At 75.0% G+C, this 17,579-nt stretch carries 14 protein-coding genes; 10 read left to right on the top strand and 4 right to left on the bottom strand.

All coding sequences use genetic code 11. The features are described 5' to 3' along the window. The first annotated feature begins 229 nt into the window (after positions 1-229). From EYB28_RS09935 to EYB28_RS09945, 3 genes are all read left to right on the top strand, one after another. Complete coding sequence (locus tag EYB28_RS09935; protein WP_240930485.1) at positions 230-973, top strand: TetR/AcrR family transcriptional regulator; 744 nt, start codon at positions 230-232, stop codon at positions 971-973. Then, on the top strand, positions 973-2,724 hold the full coding sequence (locus EYB28_RS09940; protein WP_166847243.1) for an ABC transporter ATP-binding protein: 1,752 nt from the start codon (positions 973-975) through the stop codon (positions 2,722-2,724). The genes EYB28_RS09935 and EYB28_RS09940 overlap by 1 nt, the downstream gene beginning before the upstream one ends. A gap of 85 nt (positions 2,725-2,809) precedes the next feature. Further along, a complete protein-coding gene (locus EYB28_RS09945; protein WP_166847246.1) occupies positions 2,810-4,837 on the top strand; it encodes an ABC transporter ATP-binding protein in 2,028 nt (675 codons plus the stop codon). A 34-nt stretch (positions 4,838-4,871) separates the two neighbouring features. On the opposite strand, the gene EYB28_RS09950 is transcribed toward EYB28_RS09945, so the two are convergent. After that, positions 4,872-5,390: a GNAT family N-acetyltransferase gene (locus EYB28_RS09950; protein ID WP_166847249.1), complete on the bottom strand. Its 519-nt coding sequence runs from the start codon at positions 5,388-5,390 to the stop codon at positions 4,872-4,874. Positions 5,391-5,514: 124 nt separating this feature from the next. On the opposite strand from EYB28_RS09950, the gene EYB28_RS09955 reads away from it, so the two are divergent. After that, positions 5,515-7,008, top strand: a complete 1,494-nt coding sequence (locus EYB28_RS09955; protein WP_240930486.1) for an alpha-L-fucosidase — start codon at positions 5,515-5,517, stop codon at positions 7,006-7,008. Positions 7,009-7,052: 44 nt separating this feature from the next. Next, positions 7,053-7,874 (top strand): RNA methyltransferase, encoded by an 822-nt coding sequence (locus EYB28_RS09960; protein WP_166852125.1) that lies wholly within the window; start codon positions 7,053-7,055, stop codon positions 7,872-7,874. Between the two features lie 45 nt (positions 7,875-7,919). Here EYB28_RS09960 and EYB28_RS09965 read toward each other — a convergent pair whose 3' ends face one another. Continuing rightward, positions 7,920-9,953, bottom strand: coding sequence for a beta-N-acetylglucosaminidase domain-containing protein (locus EYB28_RS09965; protein ID WP_166847252.1), 2,034 nt, complete (start codon positions 9,951-9,953; stop codon positions 7,920-7,922). Between the two features lie 194 nt (positions 9,954-10,147). Here EYB28_RS09965 and EYB28_RS09970 point away from each other — a divergent pair, with 194 nt between their 5' ends. The 5 genes from EYB28_RS09970 (at position 10,148) to EYB28_RS09990 (ending at position 16,352) form a co-directional block, all read left to right on the top strand. Then, positions 10,148-11,026: an ABC transporter ATP-binding protein gene (locus EYB28_RS09970; RefSeq protein WP_205710886.1), complete on the top strand. Its 879-nt coding sequence runs from the start codon at positions 10,148-10,150 to the stop codon at positions 11,024-11,026. Positions 11,027-11,114: 88 nt separating this feature from the next. Then, complete coding sequence (locus EYB28_RS09975) at positions 11,115-12,098, top strand: iron-siderophore ABC transporter substrate-binding protein (RefSeq protein ID WP_166847256.1); 984 nt, start codon at positions 11,115-11,117, stop codon at positions 12,096-12,098. 37 nt (positions 12,099-12,135) lie between these two features. Beyond that, positions 12,136-14,235, top strand: coding sequence for an iron ABC transporter permease (locus EYB28_RS09980; RefSeq protein ID WP_166847260.1), 2,100 nt, complete (start codon positions 12,136-12,138; stop codon positions 14,233-14,235). 99 nt (positions 14,236-14,334) lie between these two features. Further along, entirely contained in the window at positions 14,335-15,258 is a 924-nt protein-coding gene (locus EYB28_RS09985; RefSeq protein WP_166847263.1) for a universal stress protein, read from the top strand. Between the two features lie 80 nt (positions 15,259-15,338). After that, positions 15,339-16,352, top strand: coding sequence for a siderophore-interacting protein (locus EYB28_RS09990; protein WP_166847266.1), 1,014 nt, complete (start codon positions 15,339-15,341; stop codon positions 16,350-16,352). Positions 16,353-16,418: 66 nt separating this feature from the next. On the opposite strand, the gene EYB28_RS09995 is transcribed toward EYB28_RS09990, so the two are convergent. Next, complete coding sequence (locus tag EYB28_RS09995) at positions 16,419-17,018, bottom strand: YbaK/EbsC family protein (protein WP_166847269.1); 600 nt, start codon at positions 17,016-17,018, stop codon at positions 16,419-16,421. Then, entirely contained in the window at positions 17,015-17,545 is a 531-nt protein-coding gene (locus tag EYB28_RS10000; protein WP_166847272.1) for a YbhB/YbcL family Raf kinase inhibitor-like protein, read from the bottom strand. Before EYB28_RS10000 ends, EYB28_RS09995 begins: the two co-directional genes overlap by 4 nt. Between the last annotated feature and the right edge of the window lie 34 nt (positions 17,546-17,579).

A 17,579-nucleotide genomic window follows, 5' to 3' on the forward strand; every position in this document is an offset into this window, starting at 1 on the left:
GACGGGTGGCGGCCCTCTCGTCTCGTGCCCGGGACCACCCGGCACGCTCCCGCCCATCTCCTCGCCCCGCCTCGGTGCCGAACAGGTCATTCCTCGGTGCCGAACATGTGGTTGGTCAGGGATTCAGAGTCTGAATCCCTGACCAACCACATGTTCGGCACCGGTGGCGGGCGGTCGGTGGGCGGGTGCCGGTTGCGGAGTGAGTGCTCACTCAGTTACGCTCGCCGGCGTGACACCCGACCCCACGGCCGCCGGCCGCGCCGCCCCGATGACCCCGGACGAACGGCGGGCCGCCATCGCGGCGGCCGTCCTTCCCCTCGTCGCCGAGCGCGGCGTCGACGTGACGAGCCGAGAGCTCGCGGACGCCGCCGGCGTCGCGGAGGGCACGCTGTTCCGCGCCTTCGGGAACAAGCACGCGCTGATCGGTGCGGTGGCGATCGAGGGGTTGGAGCGCGCCTCGGGGCCCGAGTCCACGGGTGCCGCGCTCGCCGCGATCGACCATGCGCTGCCGCTCGCCGACCGGATCGCCCGGGTCATCGAGCTCGGCCGCGACAGCACGGCGGACGTCATGCGGTGGATGACCGTGCTCCGAGCGCTGCACCACCGCGCCGACGCCCGCGAGGCCGCGCTCTCGGACGAGGCGAAGGCGCTGCGCTCGCGGATCTTCGCCCAGCGACAGCGCCAGCGCGAGGTGATCGTCGAAGGGCTCGTCGCCGTCCTCGGCCCGGACGTGCACCGGTTGCGCGTGCCCGTGGAGGTCGCGGTCGCACTGGTCGAGGCGAGCGTCGCCGGGACGCACGGCCGGGTCGAACCCCTCGTGCCCGCCCCGCCCGCCCGGGTCGTCGCCGACGCCCTCGTCCACGGCATCGTCCACGACGTCGCCCGCCACCCGGACGACGCGGAAAAAGACCGGGACGCCGCACCCTCCGCGGCCGAGAATCCTCCCGACGCCCCCCACACCGAGGAGCCCTGATGCTCGTCTCCCTCGCGCGGACCTACCTGCGCCCGTACCGCGGAGCCGTCGCGCTGCTGCTGGTGCTGCAGCTGCTCGCGACGCTCGCGTCGCTGTACCTGCCCTCGCTCAACGCGGACATCGTCGACAACGGTGTCACGCAGGGCGACACGGGGTACATCCTGCGCGTCGGCGGAGTCATGCTCGTCGTGAGCCTCGGGCAGGTGGTCTGCGCGGTCGGTGCCGTCTTCCTGGGCGCCCGCGCGGCCACGGCCCTGGGCCGCGACGTGCGCCGCGACCTCTTCGACTCCGTGCAAGGCTTCTCGGCGCGCGAGCTCGGCGAGTTCGGCGCCCCGTCCCTCATCACCCGCACGACGAACGACGTGCAGCAGGTGCAGATGGTGACGCTCATGATGTTCACCATCATGGTCATGGCGCCGATCATGATGGTCGGCGGCGTCGTGATGGCGCTCCAGGAGGACGTCGGGCTGTCCGCCCTGCTGCTGGTCGTCGTGCCCGTGCTCGGGATCGCCGTCGGGCTGCTGATGTGGCGGATGGTGCCCTACTTCCGGGCGATGCAGAAGCGGATCGACGCGATCAACGCCGTGCTGCGCGAGCAGATCACCGGCCTGCGGGTGGTGCGAGCGTTCGTGCGCGAGCGGCACGAGCGGCGGCGGTTCGGCGCGGCGAACACGGCCCTGCACGACACGTCGCTGGGCGCCGGCAAGCTCATGGCGCTGGCGTTCCCGATGGTCATGCTCATCATGAACGCCTCGAGCGTGGCGGTGCTGTGGTTCGGCGCGCGCCGGATCGACGCCGGCGAGATGCAGGTCGGCGCGCTGATGGCGTTCCTCAGCTACATCATGTACATCCTCACGGCCGTCATGATGTCGACGATGATGACGATGATGGTGCCGCGCGCCTCCGTGGCCGCGGGCCGCATCACCGCGGTGCTCCGCACGGAGACGTCTGTCACCGAGCCCACCGCGCCCGCGCCGCTGTCCTCCCTGGGCGGGGGCGCCGGACCGCGCGGGGAGGTGCGCCTCGAGGGCGTCGAGTTCGGCTACCCGGGCGCCGAGGAACCGGTGCTGCACGACCTGTCCTTTACGGCGCGCCCGGGCGAGGTCACGGCGATCATCGGGTCGACCGGTGCGGGCAAGACGACGCTGCTGAACCTCGTGCCGCGCCTCTTCGACGCGACCGGCGGCCGGGTCCTGGTCGACGGTGTGGACGTGCGGGACCTGTCCACGGCGGACCTGGGGTCGCTGCTCGGGCTGGTGCCCCAGAAGGCGTTCCTGTTCTCCGGGACGGTGGCGGACAACCTCCGGTACGGCCGGTCCGACGCCACCGAGGACGAGATGTGGGAGGCGCTCGAGGTGGCGCAGGCCCGCGACTTCGTCGAGGCGCTGCCCGAGGGCCTGCAGGCTCCGGTGTCGCAGGGCGGCACCACCTTCTCGGGCGGCCAGCGCCAGCGGCTCGCGATCGCCCGCGCCGTCGTGCGCCGCCCGCGGGTCTACCTGTTCGACGACTCGTTCTCCGCGCTCGACTACGCGACCGACGCCCGCCTGCGGGCGGCCCTGCGGCCCCGGACCAGAGACGCCACCGTGCTGGTCGTGGCCCAGCGGGTCGCGACGATCCGCGACGCCGACCAGATCCTCGTGCTCGACCACGGCCGCATCGTGGGGCGCGGCACCCACACCGAGCTGCTGGCGAGCAACGAGACCTACGCCGAGATCGTGACGTCCCAGATGTCCTTGGAGGAAGCTGCATGAGCGCGAGGAGCCCCCGCGGAGGTAGCGCGAGGAACGAGGGCTGCAGGAGCGAGGCACCGCAGCGGTCGTGCGAGAGGAGCACATCATGAGCGCTCAGCGCAGCGCCCCCGCGGCGGGCGGGCGGCCGTCCGGTCCCCGCCCGGGGGGACCGATGGGCGGCATGGGCGGCGGCCCCGTGGCCAAGCCGATGGACTTCCGTGGATCGCTGCGGCGGTTCGCGGCGGTGATGCGGCCCGAGCGGGTCCGCGTCGCGATCCTGCTCGTGTGCGGCGTCGCCTCGGTCGCCCTGAGCGTCGTGGGGCCGAAGATCCTCGGCGAGGGCACGAACGTCATCTTCGAGGGCGTCGTCGGCAAGGCGCTCGGCGCATCCGTCCCGCCCGGGACCACCACCGACCAGGCGATCGCCGGCCTGCGGCAGGCCGGCGACGACACCCAGGCCGACATGCTGGCGTCGATGGACCACCTGGTGGTCGGCCAGGGCGTGGACTTCGGTCGGCTGGGGCAGATCCTGCTCGCCGTGCTCGCGATCTACGCCGGCGCGTTCGTCTTCGGCTGGTTGCAGTCCCGCATCATGACGATCGCCGTGCAGAACACGATGCGGCGCCTGCGAGAGGACGTCGAGGCCAAGCTGCACCGGCTCCCGCTGAGCCACGTCGACAAGCAGGCCAAGGGCGAGATCCTCTCGCGCGTCACGAACGACATCGACAACCTGGCGCAGACGACCACCCAGACCCTCGCGCAGGTCGTCACCTCGCTGCTCACGGTGGTCGGGGTACTGGCGATGATGTTCTGGATCTCGTGGATCCTGGCCCTGGTGGCGCTCGTGACCGTGCCGCTGTCGGTGCTGCTGGCGATGCAGATCGCCAAGCGCTCGCAGCCGCAGTTCGTCGCGCAGTGGGCGGCCACGGGCCGCCTCAACGCCCACGTGGAGGAGATGTTCACCGGGCACGCCCTGGTCAAGGTGTACGGGCGCCAGGAGGCCGCCGCGGAGAAGTTCGCCGTCGAGAACGAGGCGCTGTACGACGCGACCCGCCGGTCGCAGTTCATCTCGGGCACCATGCAGCCGTCGATGGGCTTCCTGGGAAACCTCAACTACGTGCTGGTCGCGGTGATCGGCGGGCTGCGGGTCGCCACGGGCCAGCTCTCCCTGGGCGACGTGCAGGCGTTCATCCAGTACTCACGGCAGTTCACGCAGCCGCTGACGCAGATCGCCTCGATGATGAACCTGCTGCAGTCCGGCGTGGCGTCCGCCGAGCGGGTCTTCGAGCTCCTCGACGCCCCGGAGCAGGACCCGGACCCCGAAGCGCCGCGGCGGCTGGAGCGCCGGGTGCGCGGCCGGGTGGCGTTCGAGGACGTCTCGTTCTCCTACCTGCCGGACGAGCCGCTCATCGAGCGTCTCGACCTCGTGGCCGAGCCCGGGCAGACCGTCGCGATCGTCGGGCCCACCGGTGCGGGCAAGACGACGCTCGTCAACCTGCTGATGCGCTTCTACGAGGTCGACGGCGGGCGGATCACCCTCGACGGCGTCGACACCCGCGCCCTGACGCGCGACGACCTGCGCTCGCGGATCGGCATGGTGCTGCAGGACACGTGGCTGTTCCACGGCACGATCGCCGAGAACCTGCGCTACGGCGTCCACGACGGCGACGAGGTGAGCGAGGAGGACTTCCTCGCCGCCGCCCGCGCCACGCACGTCGACCCGTTCGTGCGCACGCTGCCCGACGGCTACGACACGGTGCTGGACGACGACGCCACGTCGCTGTCGGCGGGGGAGAAACAGCTGCTCACCATCGCCCGCGCGTTCCTCGCGGACCCGGAAATCCTCGTCCTCGACGAGGCGACCAGCTCCGTGGACACCCGCACCGAGGTGCTGGTGCAGCAGGCGATGAACGCGCTGCGCTCGGGGCGCACCAGCTTCGTCATCGCGCACCGGCTGTCCACGATCCGCGACGCGGACACGATCGTCGTCATGGAGCACGGGCAGATCGTCGAGCAGGGCGACCACGAGACGCTGCTCGCGGCGGGCGGGGCGTACGCCCGGCTGTACGATTCGCAGTTCAGCGCGCCGGTCGTCGACGAGGAGGAGATCGCCGCGGGCCGCGCCGAGGTGTGACCCGGCGCCCCGAGACGGGGGCGCGCGCCGTCCGCTACGGCAGCACCATGAGCCGGGCGGGCGGCGCGTCCGCGCGCTGCCAGTGGAACCTCGCCTCGCCGACGATCCGCCAGCCCCTGCGCAGGTAGACGGCGTGCGCGACGCCGTCGCGGTCGTCGACGTCGAGCACGGGCGTGCGCCCGGTGCCGCGGATCCAGTCCGCGGCGTGGTCGAGCAGCCGCCCGCCCACCCCCTGGCCCTGGGCGTCCGGGTGGACGAAGAGCACCGACACGCACGCCAGCTCGGCCACCGGCCGGCCGGCGCCGGCCGACCAGAGGGCGCCGTGCTCGTCGTCGGCCACCGCCGTGACGCTGACGTGCCCGACGGCGCGCCCGCCGGCCTCGGCGACCCACGCCGCCTCCTCGCCGTCGCGCACGACGAACTCCTCGGTGGGGAACGGCAGCGGCCACCGGTGCGGGTAGCCCGACGCGGGCTGCTGCGCGGCGAGGGCCGCGACGAGGTCGGGCAGGTCGGCGTCGGTGCGCGTCCTGAGGGCGACGGTGGGTCGGGTCACGAGCGGGAGCCTACGACCTCCCGGTGACACCGGTCGGACCCGGCGCCGGTCGTGACGCTTGCCTCGGACGGGACGCCCGGACCGGCGCCGCCGGCCTCCGACCGCCCGACGAGAGGACGCCCTCGTGACTCGCACGGAGCTCTCGCCCTCGCGTCTCGCCCAGGCGAGCGCCGTCGTGCCGAGCCCGCGCCAGCTCGCCTGGCAGCGCCGTGAGCTCTACGCCTTCGTCCACTTCGGGATGAACACGATGACCGACCGCGAGTGGGGTGCCGGGCACGAGGACCCCGCGCTCTTCGACCCCGCCGACGTGGACGTCGACCAGTGGGTGCGGGTGTTCGCCTCGGCCGGGATGCGGGCGGTGATCCTCACGGCGAAGCACCACGACGGCTTCTGCCTGTGGCCCAGCCGCCGCACCGGCCACACGGTCGCGGCGAGCCCGTGGCGCGGCGGCCGGGGCGACCTCGTGCGCGAGGTCGCCGACGCGTGCGCCCGAGCCGGTCTCGGGTTCGGGGTCTACCTCTCGCCGTGGGACCGTACGAAACCCACCTACGGCACCGGGGCCGCGTACGACGACTTCTTCGTCGCGCAGCTGACCGAGCTGCTCACCGGCTACGGCCCGGTCTTCTCCGTGTGGCTCGACGGGGCGAACGGCGAGGGCCCGGACGGGCGGACGCAGCTCTACGACTGGGACCGGTACTACGAGGTGGTCCGGCGCCTGCAGCCCGGTGCCGCGATCAGCGTGTGTGGGCCGGACGTGCGTTGGTGCGGCAACGAGGCGGGCCACACCCGCGCGGACGAGTGGAGCGTCGTGCCGGCGTCGTTGCGCGACGCCGAACGGGTCGCGTCGCGCTCGCAGCGCGGCGACGACCCGTCCTTCGCGCGGCTGGTGCGCTCCGACGAGGACGACCTGGGCAGCAGGGCGGCCCTCGCCGCCACCGACGACGAGCTCGTCTGGTACCCGGCCGAGGTCAACACGTCGATCCGCCCGGGATGGTTCCACCATCCCGCGCAGGACGACGAGGTGCGGACCCCGGCCGAGCTGTTCCGCATCTATCGCCGATCCGTCGGGGGCAACAGCACCTTCCTGCTCAACGTGCCGCCGGACCGGTCGGGGCGGCTCGCCGCGCCCGACGTCGCCGCGCTGCGCGGGCTCGGGGCGCTCGTCGCGGAGCTCGCCGACCGCGACATGGCCCCCGCGGCCCGCGTGGCGTACTCCAGCGCGCCGCTGGACGGGCCGCCGCGCGACGGGGCCGTCTGGGCGCCGGCGCACGGCGACCCGGCGCCCGCGGTCCGTCTGTCCTGGCCCGAGCCCCGCACGGTCGACGGCGTCGTGCTCGCCGAGGACGTCGCGCACGGGCAGCAGGTCGAGGACGTCGTCGTGCGCGTCGAACGCGCGGACGGGCGCGCGGAGGGGCCGGGCGAGATCGTCGCGTGGGCGGGATCGGTCGGGTACCGCCGCATCCTGGACCTGGCGCCCGTCGAGGTCACGGCCCTGACGGTCGAGATCGGCGCCCACCGCGGGCCGGTCCGGCTGGCGGAGCTCGCGGTCCTGCGACCCTCCGCGCTGCCGGGCGGAGAGCACCGCGAGGCGGCCGGGCCTGCCAGAATGCCCCGGTGAGCAGCACGCCCCACGACGCCCCGCCCCACGCCCGCCCCGCCGACGTGCCGGTGGTGCACGTCACCGACCCCGCCGACCCGCGGCTGCACGACTACACCGGCCTGACGGACGTGAAGCTGCGCTCGGCGCGCGAGCCTGCCGAGGGCCTGTACATGGCGGAGTCGTCCACCGTGATCCGCCGGGCGCTGGCGGCGGGGCACCGGCCGCGGTCGTTCCTCATGGCGGACAAGCGGCTGGAGTCGATGGCCGACGTGCTGCGGGCGCACCCCGACGCGCCCGTGTTCGTCGCCGACGACGCCGTGCTGCGCGAGATCACCGGGTTCCACCTGCACCGCGGGGCGCTCGCGGCGATGCATCGCCCCGTGCTGCCGTCGGTGCACGACGTCGTCGCCGGGGCCCGCGGCGGTGCGGGCGCGCGTCGCGTCGCGGTGCTGGAGGACATCGTCGACCACACGAACGTGGGCGCGGCGTTCCGCAGCGCCGCCGCGCTGGGAGTCGACGCCGTCCTGGTGACGCCCCGCTGCGCCGACCCCCTGTACCGCCGGTCGGTGCGCGTGTCGATGGGCACGGTGTTCCAGGTGCCGTGGACCCGGTTCACGAGCTGGCCGGGCGGCCTGCGGGAGCTGCAGGAGGACGGCTTCACCGTCGCTGCGCTCGCGCTGGCGGACGACGCGGTCTCGCTCGACGACGTGGCCGCTGACCCGCCCGGGCGGCTCGCCCTCGTGCTCGGCACCGAGGGCGACGGGCTCTCGCGGCCCACCGTGGAGGCGGCGGACGTGGTGGTGACCATCCCCATGGCCGGGGGCGTGGACTCGCTCAACGTCGCCGCCGCCTCCGCGGTGGCCTTCTGGGCGACCCGGGTCTGAGCGCCCGGCGGGGGGAGGACGACGCTCCCGCCCGCCGCCGAGCGGTCAGCCCTGCAGCGCGGCGCGCGCGTCGTCGAGGAACACGTCGAGCACGCCGTCGCCGATCTTGACGGGCGCGGCACCCCAGCGGTTGTCCGGCGGGTCGACGATCACGCCGGCGGCGGCGTCCGCGGACTCCTGCGCCTGCGAGAGCAGGGCGTCGCGGGCCGCGGCGTCGCCGTCGACGTCGGCCTGGGCCGCGTCGAGCGTGGCGACCAGGGCGTCGCCCCACAGGTCGGTGGCGTCGAGCCACGGCGCGGCGTCCGACACGAACGCGGGGTCGACCTCGGACGAGCGCAGCGTCTCGGGGACGTCCGCGATGAGCGCGGCGCGTGCCCGCAGGCCGTCGACGGCGGCCTGCCGGTCACCGGCCTCCCACCGCTGCCAGAACGCGTCGACGTCCGCGGCGAGCGCGGGTGCCTGCGGCTGCCACGGCTCCCCGAAGCTCGGCGCCAGGTGGTTGAGGTCGCCGAACGCGAGCAGGGCGCTCACCGCGGCCTCGTCGTCGCCGGCGAGGTACCGCATCGCCTCCGTCCAGCTGCGGTCCCGGTCGTACGCCCGGTCGTTCCACGCGAAGTCGAGCATGCCGAAGACGGCGACCTTGCTCGCTGCGGCCTGGTTCATCGGGTTGGACACGAGGCCGGCGAGGTGGTCCGACAGGCCCGGCTCCCGCTTGTCGTAGGGGGCCAGGAGGAGCCGCCCGCTGCTCTGCCCGTAGTCGTTGACGGGGTAGTTGTCCCACAGGAACGTCGGGCCGCCGAAGACCGTGTCGGCCTCCACGGCCTGCTCGACGGAGATCGACTGCGGCACCACGTCGTTGCCGGTCCACATCACCACCACGTCGTCGTCCATCTCGCGCAGCGCCGCCTTGTAGGGCGACTCGGTGGTGTTGTAGTACTCGGTCGGCACCATCTGCAGCGCCCGGGCGCCCTCGTGCGTCTCGACCCAGTCCTGCTGCACCCGCGTGAGGAAGTCGGCCTGGGCCCTGCCGGCGCTCCCGGGCGTGGCCTCGCCGTACGCCTCGCGGTCGGCGTCGCACGCCCAGGTCGTGTAGTCGATGTCGTCCAGCGGGATGCTGAACGCCCGGACGCCGACGTCGTACAGGGCCTGGAACTTCGCGTCCAGGGCGGCCATGTCCTCGTCGCTCGTGTAGCAGACGCTGTTGCCGGGGGAGAGGGCGAAGGTGAACCGGACGTGGTTCGCGGTGGCGGTGTCGACCAGCTCGGCGAGCTCGGCGAGCTTCGCGTCCGGGTAGGGCTCGCGCCACCGCTCGCGGTGGTACGGGTCGTCCTTCGGGGCGTAGACGTAGGTGTTGGCCTTGAGGTCGCCGTAGAACTCGAGCTGGTCGAGGCGCTCGGCGTGCGTCCACGGCTCGCCGTAGAAGCCCTCGATGGTGCCGCGCAGCGGCATTGCCGGGTGGTCGGTGACGGCGGCCCCCGCGATGCGGGCGTCGTCGCCCGTGCCCACGAGCAGCTGCTCCAGCGACTGCACCGCGTAGAACTGCCCGGCGCCGTCCGCGCCCGCCAGGGTGACGGTGCCCACCGCGGCGCCTGCGCCGCGGTCGACGCGGATCGCGTAGCCCTCGGCCTGCTCGGGCACGTGGACGTCCCCGAGCGCGCGGTGGACGTCCGTCCGGGTGCCGTCGCCGAGCAGGATCCGCAGGGGTGCGGCGTCCGCCGTCGTGCGGCCCTGCGTGGACCCGCCCGGTGCGCGCACGTCGACGCGGTCGACGCCGCGCTCGCGCAGGAGCTTCACGAGGGCGGCGCGGGCGGCGGCGTCGGTGCCGTCGTCGACGACGACGTCCACCCTGCCGGGGAGCGGCACGTCCCGGCCTGCGCGCCGGATCTCCTGCGGGGCGGGGCTCACGACGGGGAGCGCGTCGCCGTGGTGGGCGCCGGCCGGTGCGTCGAGCGGGCTGCCGGCAGGGCTCGCGACGGGGCCGGCGACGGCGGGGGCCGCGGTGGCGAGGACGGTCGCGGCCGAGGCGAGGGTGGCGGCGACGCGGCGCCTGCCGCGCCGCGTGGTCGGTGCCGTGGTCACGGAAGAACCTCCATTGGTCTAGACCAGAATGTCTTACGCTGTCAGCGCGGGAAAGCGGTGTCAACAGCCCGGGCGCGGCATGTCCTGCCCGGGCGCCATGTTCCCGGCGTGGGCCCGCGTCGTCCGGGCGCGCGTGATCCGGATCACGAGACCGGGGGTGTTCAGGGGCGGTCCGGAAGGTTAGCCTCACCTTTGTGAGCCAGACCTTCGTGCCCGAGCCGACGCCGGACCCGCGCGGCGACGCCGCGCTGTCCGGGGCCGGCCTGCGGCTGTCGTACGACCGCACGACGGTCGTCGACGGCGCGGGCCTCGAGCTGCGCCGCGGCGCGGTCACCGCCCTGCTCGGCCCGAACGGGTCGGGCAAGTCGACACTGCTGCGCTCCCTCGCGCGGCTGCACCGGCCCGACGCGGGCACGGTCCGGCTCGCGGACGACGAGCCGGGCGGCTCCGGCCACGACGCGCTCGCCCTGCACCCCAAGGCCTTCGCCCGGCGCGTCACCCTGCTCTCGCAGAGCCGGCCCACGCCGAGCGGCGTCACCGTCCGCGACGTCGTCGCCTACGGGCGGCACCCCTACCGCGGGCGGTTCCGCTCCGCCGACCCGGACGGCCCCCGCGCGATCGCGCACGCCATGGAGGTCACCGGCGTGACCGCCATGGCGGAGCGCGGCGTCGACGAGCTGTCCGGCGGCGAGCTGCAGCGCGTGTGGCTCGCCACCTGCCTCGCGCAGGACACCGGGGTGCTGCTCCTCGACGAGCCCACCACCTACCTCGACCTGCGCTACCAGGTGGAGCTGCTCGACCTGGTGCGCGACCTCGCGGGCGTGCACCAGGTGGCCGTCGGCGTCGTCCTGCACGACCTCAACCAGGCGGCGGCCGTCGCCGACCACGTCGTCGTGCTGCACGCCGGCGCCGTGCGCGCCTCGGGGCCGGCCGACGAGGTGCTCACGAGCGAGCTGCTCACCGACGTCTACGGCATCCACGTGGACGTGTACACCCACCCGGTCACCGGGCGCACGTGCTGCGAGGCGGTCGGCCGGCACGACGCCCGCCGCACGCAGCCGGTGACCGCCTGACCGACGGCCCCACCCGCACGACCGCCGGCCCCGCCGCCGGCGTGCCCCGCCCTGCCGGCCCGGCAGGGCCCGACATCGAAGGACACCCATGCGCATCGCCCCCCGCCCCCTGGCCGCGACGGTCGCCGCCCTCGCGGTCCTCGCGCTCGGCGCCTGCGGCACCACCGAGGAGCCCGCCGCGGACGCGGCGCCGGAGACCTCCGCGGAGACCGGCCCCGTCACCTGGACCGACGAGCGCGGTGAGCACACGCTCGACGCCCCCGCCCAGGACGTCGTCTCCCTCGAGTGGGGGCTCACGGAGAACCTGCTGGCGCTCGGCGTGGAGCCGGCCGGCCAGGCCGACGTCGAGGGGTACAACACCTGGGACACGGTCGCCCCGATCGACGCGGAGACCCCCGACGTCGGCACGCGCGGCGAGCCGAGCCTCGACGCGATCTCCGCGCTGGAGCCCGATCTCGTGGTGACCACGACCGACCTGCCGGAGAACGTCATCACGCAGATCGAGGAGGTCGCGCCCGTGCTCGCCCTGCGCGGCTCGGACGCCGAGGACCCCCTCGGCTACATGCGCGAGACCGTGACCACCCTCGGCGAGGTCACCGGCACCCAGGACGCCGCAGCCTCCGCCCTGGAGGGCTTCGACGCGAAGGTCGCCGAGGCGACCGCCGCCCTCGACGAGGCCGGGCTCGCCGGCGCCGAGTTCGCGATGGCGGACGGCTGGGTCGCGAACGGCACCGTCTCGGTGCGCATGTTCACCCCGGGCTCGTACTTCGGCGCGCTCGGCGAGGAGGTCGGCCTGGTCAACGCCTGGACCGACGGCGGGGACCCGGACTACGGCCTCGCGCAGACCGACGTCGAGGGGCTGACGCAGCTCGGCGACGTGCAGTTCGTCTACGCGGCCAACGACGCCGAGACCGACCCGTTCGCCGAGGGGCTCGAGGACAACAAGGTCTGGCAGCAGCTGCCCTTCGTGACCGCGGGCGACGTGCACCGCGTCCCGGACGGCATCTGGATGTTCGGCGGCCCCCTGTCCGGCGAGGCGTACCTCGACGCCCTCGTCGACGCGCTGGCCTGAGGATGCTCGCCCCCGTCCCGACGGCCGCACCGTGCCCGTGACCGCCGTCGTGCCCGACGCCGCCCGCCCCGCGCCACCGGCCGCGGGGCGGGCGGCGCCCGGCCGCCTCGTCGCCGTCTTCGCGGCCGCCGTGCTCGCGGTCCTGGTGCTCTCGGCCGTCCACCTCGCGCAGGGCACGGCGGACGTCGGCGCGCTCGACGTGCTGCGCGCCCTGGTGGGCCAGGACGCCGGGAGCACCGTCGCGGTGCTCGTGTCGTCCCGCCTCCCGCGCCTGCTCGCCGGCCTGCTCGTCGGGGTGGCGCTCGGCGTCGCGGGCGCGATCCTGCAGTCCGTGGCGCGCAACCCGCTGGCCTCCCCGGACACCCTCGCGGTCAACGCGGGCTCCTACGTCACGGTCGTGGCCGCGGCCGCCCTCGGCCTGACCGTCCCGTTCTACCTCCAGGGCGGCCTCGCGTTCCTCGGCGGCCTGGCCGCCGCGGCCCTCGTCCTCGCGCTCGCGCGCGGCGGCGCGGACGGCCCCACCCGGCTGGTGCTCGCCGGGTCGGCGATCATGCTCGCCCTGCACTCGCTGACGATGGTCCTGCTGGTGCTCTTCGAGCAGGAGACCACCGGGCTCTTCGCGTGGGGCAGCGGCAGCATCGTCCAGTCCGGCACCCGCACGGTCACCCTCGCCGCGCCCGTCGTGGCCGTCGGCGTGGCCGCCGCGCTCGCGCTCACGCGGCGGCTCGACCTGCTCGGCCTCGGCGACGACGCCGCCCAGGTGCTCGGCATCCACGTGCGCCGCACCCGCGTCGCCTCGGTGCTGGTCGCCGTGCTCCTGGCCGCGATCGCGGTGACCGTCGCCGGCCCGATCGGCTTCGTGGGCCTCGCCGCGCCCGTCATCGCCCGGCTCGTCGGGCGCCGCGTGCCCGGCCTCGGCCGGCACGCGCTCCTGCTGCCCTTCGCCGCGCTCGTCGGCGTCGTCGTCGTGCTCGGCGCGGACGTGCTCCTGCGGGCGGTCCTGCCCGGGCGGGCCGCCGTCATCGTGCCGACCGGCGTCGTGACGACCGTGCTCGGCGCGGGCATCCTCGTGTGGATGGCGCGGCGGCTGCGCGACGCCGGGCCCGGGTCGCGCGGGGCCCGGGGCGCGCTCGGGCGCCCCCGCACGCGGGCCCGCGTGGTCGTCGTCCTCGTGCTGCTCGTCGTGGCGCTCGTCGCCGCCCTGGTCGCCGGGCTGCTGCTCGGCGACCGGATCGTGCTCCTCGGGGACGTGTCGAACTGGGCGCGGGACGTCGCCGGCCGGCAGGTGAGCTTCGTGCTCGACCAGCGCGTGCCCCGCGTGCTGGCCGCCGTCCTCGCGGGCGCCGCGCTGGCCCTGGCGGGCACGATCGTGCAGGCGGTGTGCCGCAACCCGCTCGCCGAGCCCAGCCTCCTCGGCGTCACCTCCGGGGCCGGCCTGGGCGCCGTGGTGATGATCCTTCTCGTGCCCGGTGTCGGCATCTGGCCGATGTCCGCGGCGGCGGGTGCGTGCGCCCTCGGCGTCTTCGCGCTCGTGTACCTGCTCTCGGCGCGCGGCGGGCTCGCGTCGGAACGCCTCCTGCTGGTCGGCATCGGCGCGCAGGCCGGCACCACCGCCCTCATCACCCTCGTCACCCTCGTCGTCGCGCCGTGGGACGTGAACCTCGCGCTGACCTGGCTGTCCGGGTCCACCTACGGCCGCAGCCTGGAGCAGCTGCTGCCGGTGGCGCTCGCCCTGCTGGTCGTCGTGCCGCTCGCGGCCACGCACCGGCGCGAGCTCGACGTGCTGGCGCTCGACGAGGACACCCCGCGGGTGCTCGGCCTCGCCGTCGACCGGTCCCGGCTGGTGCTCCTCGGCGCCGCGGCGCTCACGACCGCCGCCGCCGTGTGCGCCGTGGGTGTCATCGCGTTCGTGGGACTCGTCGCGCCGCACGCCGCGCGGGCGCTCGTCGGCGCCCGCCACTCCCGGGTGCTGCCCGTGGCGATGCTGCTCGGCGCGGTGCTCGTCTCCGTCGCCGACACCCTGGGCCGCGTCGTCATCGCGCCCGCGCAGATCCCCGCCGGGCTCGGCACCGCGCTGCTGGGAGCGCCCTACTTCGTGTACCTGCTGTGGCGCAGCCGGGGACGGGCGGCCGGCTGACGGCGACAACGGGTGCCCGGAGGGGGACGTGAACCCCCTCCACCCGTGACCGACGCTCGCCCGGTGTCGTGATCGGGCGTCCGGAGGCACGATGGAGAGGTGACGGAGAACCTGGCCGCACCGGTGGTCGTCGGGTACGACGCGTCCGAGCCGGCCGGGACCGCCCTGGTGTGGGCGGCCCGGGAGGCGCGGGCGCGAGGCGCCGTGCTGCGCGTCGTGTACGTCCGCGAGGCGCACGACATGCAGCTGAGAGCGAGCCCGCACGGCGCCGACCTGGGGGAGCGGGGCGAGGCCGGCGCGTGGCCCGTCGTCGAGGAGGCGGCGGCGCTCGCCCGCGACGTCGCCCCCGGCCTGACCACCGAGACCGCGGTGGAGTACGCGCCGTCGGCGGCCGCCCTCGTGGGCGTCTCGGGCGACGCGGGGACGCTCGTGCTGGGCGCCTCGCGCCACGGCACGGTCCACGACGCGCTGCGCGGGTCGGTCGTGCTGCAGATCACCGCGCACGCGCGCTGCCCCGTCGTCGTCGTGCCGTTCTGGGGGGCGGGAGAGGACCGCGTCGTGGCGCCCGACGCCCCCGTGGTCGTCGGGTACGACGGGTCCACCCCCGCGGGGCTGGCGCTGGACTCCGCCGTCGAGACGGCCTGGACGCTGGGTCGCCCGCTGCGCGTCGTGGTGGTGTGGCGGCCCGGCTTCACCGAGTGGGTGGTCTCGTACGGGCCGACCGAGCACGAGAGCCACGACATCACCGAGGCCGACGCGCAGCCCGTGCTGCGCCGGGCGCTGGACCGGGTGGAGGCGCGCGTCGCGGAACTGACCGGGGGGCGAGGCGGCGTCGAGGTGGACGGCGTCGTCCACGAGGGGCAGGTCGTGCGCGTGCTGGAGCACGAGTCCCGGACGGCCGAGCGGCTGGTGCTGGGCACCCGCGGCCGTGGCGGGTTCGCCTCCCTGCTTCTCGGGTCGGCCACCCACACCCTCGTGCACACCAGCTCCTGCCCGGTCACGGTGGTGCGCGCGCACGGCTGAGAAGTCACCCACGGCAGGCGGTGTGACTCCGGTCATACCTCCTTGCGGAGGGTGCCCTTGGTGAGGTTAGGCTTACCGTCGTGTCAGAGACCGTCGAGGCGCCCGCCGGGCGCACCAGCGAGACCCCCGTCCAGCCGTTCCGGATGTTCGACGTCACCGTCTCGCGCGTGACGCGGCTCTGCCCCTCGTTCATCCGGATCACGTTCACGGGCGACGACCTGGACCAGTTCGCCGACAACGGGCGCGACCAGCGGATCAAGTTCCTGCTGCCGGCGCCGTGCGGCGGCTGGGACCACCTCGACCGGCAGAACCCCGACTGGTTCACCTCGTGGCGCTCGCTGCCCGAGGAGCGTCGCAACCCGCTGCGCACCTACACGGTGCGCGCGGTGCGCCAGGACTGCCGCGAGGTCGACGTCGACATCGTGCTGCACGGCGACACCGGTCCCGCGTCGCGCTGGGCCAACGGCGCGCGCCCCGGCTCCCCGCTGGTCATCATGGGCCCCAACGCCGCGTACACGCAGGGCCGGCACGGCGGCCTGGAGTTCCACCCGCCCGAGCGCAGCCACGCGCTGCTCATCGCCGGGGACGAGACCGCGGTGCCCGCCATCGCGGCGATCTGCGAGTCGCTGCCCGAGGACGCCGTGGGCGACGTCTTCCTCGAGGTCCCGCACCCGGAGGACCGCTGGACGCTCGCCGCGCCCGCCGGCGTCCGCGTCACCTGGCTGCCGCGCGAGGACCGCGAGCACGGCGACGTGCTGGTCCCGGCCGTGCAGGACGCCGCCGACCGGCTCCTGGCCATGGGCGTGCGGCCCTCCCAGGACGAGGTCCCGGCGGAGGCGGGCGCCCGGACCGCCGCCGGCGTCGACCTGGAGTCCGAGCTGGCCGACGTCGACGTCGACTCCGAGATCCTGTGGGAGGTGCCCGTCGACACCGCCGGGCGCCCCCTCGCGCAGGACACCGTGCTGTACGCGTGGTTCGCCGGGGAGGCCGGGGTGATCAAGACCCTGCGCCGCTACCTGGTGCGCGAGAAGGGCGTGGACCGCAAGGCCGTCGCCTTCATGGGCTACTGGCGCCGCGGCCGCGCCGAGTGCTGAGCCGCTGACGGACACGGCCCGGGCCACCCCTCGTCGGGGTGACCCGGGCCGCGTCGTGCTCGTGCCTCAGCCGCGCTCGACGCCCAGGTCGTCGACCACCTCGACGCCGGGAAGGGAGCACAGCAGCTCCCCGGTCATGAGGATCTTGGAGCGCCGCACGCCCGAGCCCTGCAGGGCCAGCGCGCCCGGCTCCGCGAACCGCGCGTCCACGAGCACGCGCCAGGCCTCGGGGAGCCCGAGCGGCCCGATCCCGCCGTACTCCTGGCCCGACTCGCCGGTGGCGCGATCCTGGGGCAGGAACGACGCCTTGCGGGCGTCGAGCAGCTTGCGCACCCGCGTGTTGACGTCGGCGAACGTCGTGGCCGGCACGATGCAGGCGGCGATCCGCTCGTCCTGCCCGCGCCGCCCCGCCACGAGCACGCAGTTGGCGGACGCCGCGGGCGGCAGCCCGTGCACGTCGTTCAGGGTCGCGGTGTCGGCGTGGTCGGGGTCGATCTCGGCCACCGCCACCTGGGCGGCCGCGCGCTCGTCGCGCTCGGCCCATGCGCGCAGCGCCGCGAGCGTCGGCGCGGCGAGCAGGTCGGGGCGCTCGAGCGCGGGCACCCAGGGCAGGTCCCCGAGCGTCGGGAGGCCGGTGCCCCGCGCGGGCGTCGTCGCGTCGCTCATCGCCGGTAGGTCCCCACGAGGACGCCGCGCGCCAGCGTGTGGAACGCCAGGTTGAACGCCACCACGGCGTTCGACGCGTCCGTGACCACCGGGAGACGGTCGACGTCCACGGCGTGCACGCCGAACAGGTACCGGTGCGGGTGGTCCCCGGGCGGCGGGGCGGCGCCCATGAAGCCCGGGTCGCCGCCGTCGTGCCGCACGTGGAAGGCACCGTCCGGCAGCCCGGACTCGTCGGGCGAGCCCGCGCCCCGGGCGAGCGACGTCGTGCCCGCCGGCACGTCCACGAGGTTCCAGTGCCAGAACCCCGACGGCGTCGGGGCGTCCGGGTCGAAGCAGCTCACCACGAACGACCGCGTCCCGGCGGGCGCGCCGGACCAGGCGAGCGCGGGGGAGACGTTGGCCCCGTCGACCGTGAAGTCGGTGGCGAGCGGCGCGCCGTCGGCGACGTCCGGGCTGGTCACCTCCAGCGTCGGCACCTCGGGCAGCAGGGAGTACGGGTCGGGCGGGAGGGGTCGGCTCAGATCCATGGCGCCATCGTGCCCCGTGAGCGTCGCGGCTGGC

It is taken from the genome of Isoptericola sp. BMS4 (assembly GCF_011634835.1).
In the GTDB taxonomy this organism is placed as follows: domain Bacteria; phylum Actinomycetota; class Actinomycetes; order Actinomycetales; family Cellulomonadaceae; genus Isoptericola.

Coding starts and splice junctions, on each gene's coding strand:
- EYB28_RS09940 (WP_166847243.1), top strand. CDS start 973: ATGCTCGTCTCCCTCGCGCGGACCTACCTGCGCCCGTACCGCGGAGCC.
- EYB28_RS09945 (WP_166847246.1), top strand. CDS start 2,810: ATGAGCGCTCAGCGCAGCGCCCCCGCGGCGGGCGGGCGGCCGTCCGGT.
- EYB28_RS09975 (WP_166847256.1), top strand. CDS start 11,115: ATGCGCATCGCCCCCCGCCCCCTGGCCGCGACGGTCGCCGCCCTCGCG.
- EYB28_RS09995 (WP_166847269.1), bottom strand. CDS start 17,018: ATGAGCGACGCGACGACGCCCGCGCGGGGCACCGGCCTCCCGACGCTC.
- EYB28_RS10000 (WP_166847272.1), bottom strand. CDS start 17,545: ATGGATCTGAGCCGACCCCTCCCGCCCGACCCGTACTCCCTGCTGCCC.